The organism is Trebonia sp. (assembly GCF_049794275.1).
GTDB lineage: Bacteria > Actinomycetota > Actinomycetes > Streptosporangiales > Streptosporangiaceae > Trebonia.
In genome coordinates this window covers 1-9102 of record NZ_JBARCR010001005.1, presented here as the reverse complement: position 1 = coordinate 9102, position 9102 = coordinate 1, and the positions used below count along the sequence as shown (strand labels likewise).

Genomic DNA, 9102 nt, shown 5'->3' with positions numbered 1-9102 from the left:
GCCGACGGCGGTCCCGGCGTGATAGGCGGCCGCCAGCGGGGCGACGCGCTGCGGACGCCCCGGGTCGCTGGTCTCGGCGCGCTGTCCAGGCGCGGCTTCCGTCCCGTCGTCGCGCCGTGGGATCTCCATGATCCGGTACGCCGGCAGCAGGCACGGTAGCGTCCTCGCCCAGTCCGCGCTGTCTCGCACCGTAGCCACCCCAACACCGTGGGTCAGAAATTGCCCTCACCGACGATCACGGCTGAACGGCCCGGCCGGCTCAACTAAAGCTCAACCGAAATGCCAGCCCCCCGCTGCCAGCCGACTGCCTGCGAGCCCACAGCAAAGCGGAGTGCGCAGTGTGGTGCGGGTGTGGCTCAGGGGCCGAGGACCTGCTCGAGGTAAGAGTTGGCGAAGCGGCGGTCTGGGTCCACCTCGTCGCGGACCCGGAGGAAGTCGGCGAACCGGGGATAAAGCTCACCGAGCTGCGCGGCGTCGCGCGTGTGCATCTTGCCCCAGTGCGGGCGGCCGCCGACGGCGGCCGCGATCGATTCGAGCGCGCGGAAGTATTCCTGGTACGGCAGTCCCGCGTACTGGTGGATCGCCACGTAGGCGGAGCCCCGGCCGTAGGCGGTGGACAGCCAGATGTCGTCGGCGGCGGCGACGCGGACCTCGACGGGGAACATTACCGGGTCGGCGAGCCGCGGCACCGCGGCGCGCAGTTCGCCGAGCACGTCGAGGAGCGACTCGCGGGGCACGGCGTACTCCGATTCGACGAACCGGACCCGGCGCGGCGTCACGAACACCTGGTGCGAGGGGGCGGAATACGCTCGCTTCGAGAGCGTGCCCGCGGCGAACCTGTTGAGCGGCTTGATGAGCGCGGGCACCGCGCGCCCGGTGCGGCACAGCGCGCCGAACGCGGCGTTCTCCATCACCTCGTACTCGAAGAAATGCCGCCACGCCGGCATTCGCGGCAGTTCTGTCCCCCGGTTGTTGCGCTTCACCAGCGCGTTCTTGCCGTAGGGGAACCAGTAGAACTCGAAGTGGTCGTTTGACGCCGCGAACTCGCCGAAGCGCTCGAGCACCTCACCCAATGGCATCGGCCGCTCGTCGGCGGACAGGTCGAACGCCGGGACGCACTTCAGGGTCACGGTGGAGATCACGCCGAGCGCGCCGAGGCCTACCTGGGCGGCGGCGAACAAGTCGGGCCGCTGCTGCGGCGAGCAGGAGACGACCGACCCGTCGGCGAGGATGAGCTCTAGCGCGGCGACCGCGGTCGCGATGCCGCCGAGCCGGGCGCCGGTGCCGTGCGTGCCGGTGGAGATCGCCCCGGCGATCGTCTGCGCGTCGATGTCACCGAGGTTGGGCATCGCCAGGCCAAGCACGTCGAGCGCGGCGTTGAGCCGCCGGATCGTGGTGCCCGACCGGACCGTGACCAGCCCCGAGTTCGCGTCCGCCGAGATGACGCCGGCCCACCCGGACAGGTCGAGCGCCGCTCCAGAGGTGGCCGCCGTCGGCGTGAAGGAGTGCCCGCTGCCGAGCGCCCGCACGGTGAGGCCGGCCGCGGCCGCGTCCTTGATCGCGTCCGCGATCTCCTCGGTGCTGCGCGGCCAGTAGCGTTGCGCCGGATCCGCGGTCGCCGTCCCTGCCCAGTTCTGCCACGTCATATCGGGTGATTTTTCCTGATTTTGATTCCCGTGTGTCTAACCTCTGCCGCAGACAGGCTACTGTCTGGCTATGTCTGGCAGCACTCTGGCGAAACCCGGCACCGGCCAGGACCGGTACGAGCAGGCGACCGCCCACCTGGACCCGCCGTTCGCCGTGGTCGACGTGGCCGCGTTCGACAGCAACGCGCGCGACCTGGTCCGCCGGGCCGGCGGCCTGCCGATCCGGGTTGTCAGCAAGTCGCTGCGCTGCCGGTACCTGGTCGAGCGGGCGCTCGCCCAGCCGGGGTACCGGGGCATCATGTGCTACTCGCTGGCCGAGGCGCTGTGGCTGCACTCGGCCGGCATGAGCGACGACCTGCTGGTCGCCTACCCCACCGCGGACCGCGGCGCGCTGCGCGCGCTCGCCGCGAACGCCACGGCGCGGCAGCACATCACGGTGACCGTCGACTCCGCCGCGCACCTCGACTTCATCGACGCGACGCTCGGCGAGGGTCACCCCGGGATCCGGGTATGCCTGGAACTCGACGTGTCGTGGCGGCCGCTCGGCGACCGGGCCGCGGTGCAGATCGGGACCTGGCGGTCGCCGCTGCGCGAGCCGGCGCAAGCGGCGCTGGTCGCGGAGGCAATCCTGGCGCGGCCGGGTTTCGTGCTCGTCGGTGTGCTGGGTTACGAGGGCCAGATCGCGGGCCTCGGCGACTCCCCGCCAGGGAACCCGGTCCGCGCCGCGCTGGTCCGGGCGATCCAGGCCAGGTCGGCGGCCGAACTGCGCGAGCGGCGCGTCGAGACCGTACGCAGGATCCGCGCGCTGACCACCCTGGAGTTCGTCAACGGTGGCGGCACCGGGTCGCTCGAATCCACCGCGGCGGACGAGTCGGTCACCGAACTGGCCGCCGGGTCGGGCCTTGTCGGGCCCACGCTGTTCGACGCGTACCGCAAGTTCCGGCCGCGGCCCGCCGTCATGTTCGCGCTGCCGGTGGTCCGGCGGCCGGCGCCGCGCATCGCCACCCTGTTCAGCGGCGGCTATGTGGCGTCGGGAACCGGGACACGGGACCGGCTGCCCACGCCATTCCGGCCCGCTGGGTTGCGACTGTCGCGCGTCGAGGGCGCCGGCGAGGTGCAGACGCCGGTGCTCGGCGTCGCGGCGGACGGCCTCCGCATCGGCGACCGGGTCTGGCTGCGGCACGCCAAGGGCGGCGAACTCGCCGAGCGCCTGACCGAATACCACGTGATCGAGGACGTCGCCGTGGCGCAAAGCGTGCCGACCTATCGCGGGGAAGGACAGTGCTTTGGATGAAGCGGTCACGGCCAGCCCGCAAACGCAGCCGGCCGCGCTAGCCGAACCCACTGAGCCGGTCAGGGCCAACTGGATAACGCTGCTTTTCCTCGCCAACATCGGCCTGTGGCTGGCGATTTACGCGCCCATTCAGGTGCTGCTCCCCGAGCAGGTCGCGTCACTGCACGACCACATCACCAAGAACGGCGTGCCCAGCGGCGCGGACGCGGTGCTGCTCTCCGTCGTGATAGGCGTGGGCGCGATCGCCTCCCTGGTGGCCAACCCCATCGTCGGAACGCTGTCCGACCGGACGACGCACCCGCGGGGCCGCCGTCACCCTTGGACGGTCGGCTGCGCGCTGACCGGGGCACTTGGCATCGCCATTGTCGCCGCGTCACCCTCCGTCCCGGTGATGGCGGTCGGCTGGTTCGTCGCGGAACTCGGGCTCGGCGGCATGCTGGCCACTCTCACCGCCGCGCTGCCAGACCGGGTGCCCGTCAACCAGCGCGGGTGGCTCGGCGCGCTGATCGGGATCAGCCAGATGCTCGGCACCGTACTCGGCGCGCTGATTGTGACCGTGATCATCACGCGGATGTCGGCGGGCTACGCGGCCTGCGCCATCATCGTCGTCGCGTTCGCTGTGCTGTTCGCGTTCCGGACTCCGGACGAGCCGTTGCCCGTCAAGTACAAGCCGTCCCTGCCGGTGGCGGCCACGCTGCGACGGATGTGGGTGTCGCCGCGCCAGAACCCGGACTTCGGCTGGGGCTGGCTCACGCACTTCCTCATCAACCTCGGCAACGACCTCGGCACGCTGTACTTGCTGTATTTCCTCGCCCGCGCGGCGCACTACCACGACCCGCAGACCGGGCTGCTGATCCTGATGGCGCTGTACGCCGTGGCGCTGCTGATCGCCGGGGCGGCCTGCGGCACCCTGTCGGACCGGTCCGGACGCCGCAAGCCGTTCATCGTGGGGGCGGCGATCGTGATGGCGCTGGCCGCCGCGCTACTGGCCGCGTCGCCGACCTGGCACATGGCCCTGGTGGCGGCGCCGCTGCTCGGCGCCGGGTTCGGCACCTACTGGGCGGCCGCGCCGGCGCTGCTGACCCAGGTGCTGCCGGCAGCGGCGGACCGGGCCAAGGACCTGGGAATCATCAACATCGCCTATAGTCTCCCGCTGGTGGTGGCTCCGCTCGCGGCGGGGGTAGTACTGGGACTAATGAACAGTTACTCAGCACTCTTCGCGCTCGCGGGCGTCGTGACGGTCATAGCGGGGCTGACAGTCAGCCGGGTCCGTTCGGTACGCTGACCGCCTATACCAAATCGATATGAAGCGGCATACTTGTCTGCAGACAGCAAAATGTGGAGGTCACCCCTTTGACGAATCGGGCCTTCCGCTCAACAAGAGGCCTCGTCGGGGGGATGGCGATCCTCCTCGTGGCCGTTCTCACCACGATCGGGCTGAGCGGGTGTGGCGCTCCGGCGTACACGTACGTGGCGGACTCCTCAGCGAAGACCTTCTATAAGGTTCCGCACGCCTGGCATCAGATCTCGCAGAAGTCGCTGAATGCCGCGCTGCAGGCAGCAGGCGGTTCTGGTGACGGCATCTGGTCCACCGCCTACGACGCCGACTCGTCCCCGTCGGCCAACCACTTCCTGGCCGCCGACGCCGTGCAGCCCTTCGTGTTCGCCGAGGTCGGAACCCTCAGCCCGACGGTCAGCGCCGAGTTGTCCTACAACATGCTGCGTGACTTCATGCTGCCTGTCACCTCGGGCTCCCGGCAGACCGACGCGCAGGAGGGGTTCCCGCTGACCGACTTCAAGCAGCTGCGGGACGACACCATCACCGGCAAGCAAGGGGTGCACGGAGTCAGGGAAACGTTCCAGTACACGTTCCCCAACGGGGTTGCTGACACCTTCGACGAAGACGTGCTGACCAACGCCGATCAGACGGTCGTCTATTTCCTCCTGGTGCACTGCACCAACGCCTGTTACACCAAGAACCAGACCAACATAAACACTGTCATGTCGTCATTTACCGTCGGGAGTCCGACATGAAGAAGGCCCAGCGGTCAGTGGTGGATGGATTCGCCTACGAGGGCGGCCGCCCAAGGGAAGAAGACATCCTGACCAGGAAGCGGATGCCGCTCTGGGACCGCGTGAAGTGGCTGATCCTGCTCGTTGTGATCTGGCTGCTGCTCGTCTGGTCGCTCATGGCGAACAATCCGCTCGTTGGGTTCCTCGATGCCGTCCGGATCGAGGCCCAGCTGGGCTCGTGGGTCTTCATCCTGTTCGGCCTCGAACTGCTCCACCAGATCCACTTCCTGATCAGCGAGCACTGGGCGGCCTACAACCAGTTCTGGGTTCACAAAGTCTGGGGCAGGACGGAGCGGCTGTCTTCCACCAAGCTGTCTGCGTGGACGCGATACCGGCTCGGGCGGATTCTCCGCTGGGTGCTGATTGTCGTTGTCATCGCCATCATCGCCGGCAAGATCATGCACGACGCGCCGCTCTCCGCGCTGGCGCAAATCCCGGCGATCCTGTGGCACGCGCTGCCGACCTTCATCCAGTACGCCTTCCTGCTGTTCTTCACCGTCGCCCAGTTCGGGCTGCTGTTCTGGTTCCTGTCCAGGGGCGGGGTGGACGTCTACTACCCGGACGACATCAAGACCAGGTTCTCCGACGTCTGGGGTCAGGACCACGTCCTGGACCGGGTGAAGGAGAACATCATCTTCCTGGAGAACCCGGAGCTCGTCGAGGACCGGGGCGGCTACGTGCCTGGCGGCATCCTGCTGTGGGGGCCGCCAGGAACCGGGAAGACCCTGATGGCTGAGGCGGTCGCCGGCGAGACCGGCAAGCCGTATGTGTTCGTCGACCCTGGCGCGTTCATCAACATGTTCTTCGGCGTGGGCGTGCTGAAAGTCAAAGGCCTGTTCCGCAAGCTGCGTAAGCTGTCGCTACGGTACGGCGGCGTGATCGTCTTCTTCGACGAGGCAGACTCGCTCGGCAACCGCGGCATCGCCATGGGCGGCACGCCCGGCGGCGGCAACGTCGGCGCGGCACCGTTCGCGACGGCCGGCTGCCACGGCTTCTCCTACCTGTCCTCCGACATGCAGTGGCGGATGGCCCGCGACGTGCTGGCCTCGCAGTTCGCCGTCGACCCGGCCGAGCCCGGTGCCCGCCGGAGGAACAAGCAGATCATCGGCGCCGGCATGAACGGCGGTGGGGGCGGCGGCGGCGGCATGGGAACGCTGCAGGCCCTGCTCACCGAGCTGTCCGGGCTCAAGAAGCCGCGCGGGTTCTTCAACCGGGTGGTCAGGCGGGCGCTCGGCATGCGGCCCAAGCCGCCGCCGCACTACCGCATCCTGGTGATGATGGCGACGAACATGCCGTCGGCGCTGGACGAGGCGCTGCTGCGGCCGGGCCGCATCGACCGGATCTACCGGGTCGGTTACCCGACAAAGGCGGGCCGGGTTCGCACCTACCAGGGGTACTTCGCCAAGGTCCCGCACGAGCTGACCGACGAGCAGATCGACAAGCTCGCCACGATCACCCCGTACGCGACGGGCGCCAGCATCAAGGACCTGGTCAATGAGTCGCTGATCATCGCGATCAGGGACGGGCGCGACGTCATCACCTATCAGGACGTGATCAAGGCTAAGCAGCTCAAGGAACTCGGTCCGCCCGAGGACGTGGAGTATATCGAGCGGGAGCGGCACGCGGTCGCGATCCACGAGGCATGCCACGCGGTAGTCGCTTACCGGACGCGGCATCACATGGAGATCGACATCGCCACGATCGAGAAGGGCAGCGACTACCTGGGCATGGTGTCGTCGATCAAGCCGGAGGACCAGTTCACCCGGTGGCGCAGCGAGTACCAGTCGGACATCCTCGTCGCGCTCGCCTCGCTAGCCGGGGAACGGATGTACTTCGACAGCGACAGCTCGTCCGGCGTCTCCGGCGACCTGGACCAGGCGACCACCGTCGCCTCCTACATGGAGGGGTACTGGGGCATGGGCAAGACCGTGTCCTCGGCCGCCTCGTCTCGCCGCCTGGAGGCGGGCACCCCTGGCGGCGGCAACCGGGCCGCCGCGCCTGCCGGCGGCGGTGACGCGCACGGACCGTCGCCGTTCGGGAGGCTCGCGGACCGGATCGAGGACAACCTGTCCGTCCTGCTCGACCAGGTCGAGATGATCTTGCGCGAGAACGAGCGGCATGTGCTCGCGCTCGCGCACGCGCTCGAGACCTACAAGACGCTCAGCGGCGAGGACGTCACGGCGATCTTCGAGGGCGGCCGCGGACCGCTGGTGGACGGCGCCCCGTACGCCGACGACGAGTTCATCGCAAGGCTCAGGGCGTACCACGTGGCGGCCCAGCGCGCGCACCGCGACCACAGCGTGCCGCAGCTTCCGCTGCCGGCCGCAACGGCGCCCGCGGCACTGGTGAGCGGCTCGCTCCTCGCGGACGGGTACGGCAGCCAGGCCAACGGGACGCCGAACGGCAGCGGCGACGGTTCGGGCGCGCCAACGTACGAGCCTCCGACGTACGAGCCGCCGTCGTACGGGCAGCCGGACGGGTCCGCCTGACACCCGGCTGACAAGGCCGGCGGACAACGGATGCGCGCGCGGCATCGCGTCCGGCTCGCGGTCAACCTGGTCAACGGCGCCACGCTGGCCGGGGTTGGCGTCGCGCTAGCCGGGCGCGCCCGGGTGGCGCGGGCGGCCGACGGGCTGCTGACCGGCACTGGCTACCGGCTGCCGGTGCCGCCCGCCCCGGCTTTCACCGTGGGCAACGTGATCATCACGCGCCACGACGAACTGGTCGCCGGCAGCAGACTGTTCCGGCACGAGGCGCGCCACACCACGCAGTACGCCTGGTGCGGCGGACTGCTCCTGCTGCCGCTTTACTTCACCTCGGCCGGCGCTTCATGGCTGCTGTGCGGCGACTTCGGCTCGTGGAACGTGTTCGAGCGCGGCGCCGGGCTCGCGGACGGCGGGTACACCGACCGGCCGCTGCGGCCGGTTCTCCGGCGAAGTCCCCGCGGCGCGCCTAGCGAGACAGGCCTGCCAGCAACCGTTCCCGGTGACCTCGGTCCCGGTCTGGAACCAGGCGAACATGGCGGACTGCCCGCCACGTCTTCCCCGTTAGCAGGAACTCATCCGGCCGGCTGAGCGCGGCGATCCCGTTCATGATGGCCTGCTGGTCAGCCCAGTGGCGTTCCGCAGCGGCGCGCGCGTCGGTGACGTCGGCGACCTCCCCGGTCGCCAGGTCGATCCCGGCCAGGCACGCGGTGCCCGCGACGTTGGCCCACACCAGCCCGCCCGCCCAGGCAAGATCGTTCAGCCCCCGGACCCGGCTCCCCTCGCACCGCACGTGCACCACCTGCCGCGGCTCTAGCGTCCCGGGGTCCCTGCGCACCAGTTCACTGGTCCCGTCACTGGTCACGACCTCCCCGTCAGCCGCGCAGATGCCCCAGCCGTCGCGGTTGTAGCGAACCCTTTCGCGCAGTGCGAAGGTGCCCGCGTCCCAGCGCAACGCCACTCGCTCCCGCCAGGTGAGCTGCCAGACGCTGTCCCCGACCCGGCAGATCCCTTCACCGAACAGCTCAGGCGGCAAAGCCGCCCGGGCCGCCACCAGGTCCGAGCCGAACTCGTAACGCCGCAGCTCCGACTGCCCGTAGTTGCCGACGGATTCCCAGACGACGCCGCTACCGTCGGCGATAAGCCCTTGGGTGAACCCGCGCTAGGGATGCGGCACTCGCCGCACCACGCGCACCCGGTGAAACCGCACCCCGCGATTATCCCGCTCTGGACGGCCGTTCCCGAAGGGCTTCCACCAAAGCGGGGATCACCGCGTGCAGGTCGCCGACGACGGCGTAGTCGGCGCGGGCCATCATCGGAGCGGCCGGGTCGGTGTTGATCGCGATGATGTGCTTCGCGCCCGCACAGCCCGCGATGTGCTGGATCGCGCCGCTAATCCCGCAGGCCAGATAGAGATCGGGAGTGATCTTGGTGCCGGTCTGGCCGACCTGCTGAGTGTGCGGCCGCCAGCCTTCGGACGTCACCACCCGCGAGACCCCGACCACGCCGCCGAGGAGCGACGCGAGCTCGTCCAGCGGCCCGAACCCGTCGGCGCTGCCGACCCCGCGACCGCCGCCGACGACCACGCGCGCGCTAGCCAGTGAGG

Annotated in this window: 8 protein-coding genes; 4 read left to right on the top strand and 4 right to left on the bottom strand. The window is 69.5% G+C overall.

Features of this window, described 5'->3' with window-relative positions:
* Both WA805_RS25405 and WA805_RS25400 read right to left on the bottom strand, forming a co-directional pair.
* The coding region (locus tag WA805_RS25405; protein WP_425243597.1) for a hypothetical protein at positions 1 to 198 on the bottom strand (198 nt) is incomplete at its 3' end.
* Positions 199 to 356: 158 nt separating this feature from the next.
* Positions 357 to 1646, bottom strand: a complete 1290-nt coding sequence (locus WA805_RS25400) for a D-arabinono-1,4-lactone oxidase (protein WP_425243596.1) — start codon at positions 1644 to 1646, stop codon at positions 357 to 359.
* 70 nt (positions 1647 to 1716) lie between these two features.
* Here WA805_RS25400 and WA805_RS25395 point away from each other — a divergent pair, with 70 nt between their 5' ends.
* The 4 genes from WA805_RS25395 to WA805_RS25380 all read left to right on the top strand — a co-directional run bounded on the left by WA805_RS25395 (position 1717) and on the right by WA805_RS25380 (position 7502).
* Complete coding sequence (locus WA805_RS25395; protein WP_425239235.1) at positions 1717 to 2940, top strand: amino acid deaminase/aldolase; 1224 nt, start codon at positions 1717 to 1719, stop codon at positions 2938 to 2940.
* Entirely contained in the window at positions 2933 to 4225 is a 1293-nt protein-coding gene (locus tag WA805_RS25390; RefSeq protein WP_422284360.1) for an MFS transporter, read from the top strand. The genes WA805_RS25395 and WA805_RS25390 overlap by 8 nt, the downstream gene beginning before the upstream one ends.
* Before the next feature lie 113 nt (positions 4226 to 4338).
* A complete protein-coding gene (locus WA805_RS25385) occupies positions 4339 to 4974 on the top strand; it encodes a hypothetical protein (RefSeq protein ID WP_422284362.1) in 636 nt (211 codons plus the stop codon).
* On the top strand, positions 4971 to 7502 hold the full coding sequence (locus WA805_RS25380; protein WP_422277253.1) for an AAA family ATPase: 2532 nt from the start codon (positions 4971 to 4973) through the stop codon (positions 7500 to 7502). The genes WA805_RS25385 and WA805_RS25380 overlap by 4 nt, the downstream gene beginning before the upstream one ends.
* A 463-nt stretch (positions 7503 to 7965) precedes the next feature.
* On the opposite strand, the gene WA805_RS25375 is transcribed toward WA805_RS25380, so the two are convergent.
* Positions 7966 to 8637 (bottom strand): glutaminyl-peptide cyclotransferase, encoded by a 672-nt coding sequence (locus WA805_RS25375; RefSeq protein WP_425243598.1) that lies wholly within the window; start codon positions 8635 to 8637, stop codon positions 7966 to 7968.
* A 76-nt stretch (positions 8638 to 8713) separates the two neighbouring features.
* On the bottom strand, positions 8714 to 9102 hold a 389-nt coding region (locus tag WA805_RS25370), incomplete at its 5' end, for an electron transfer flavoprotein subunit alpha/FixB family protein (protein ID WP_425243595.1).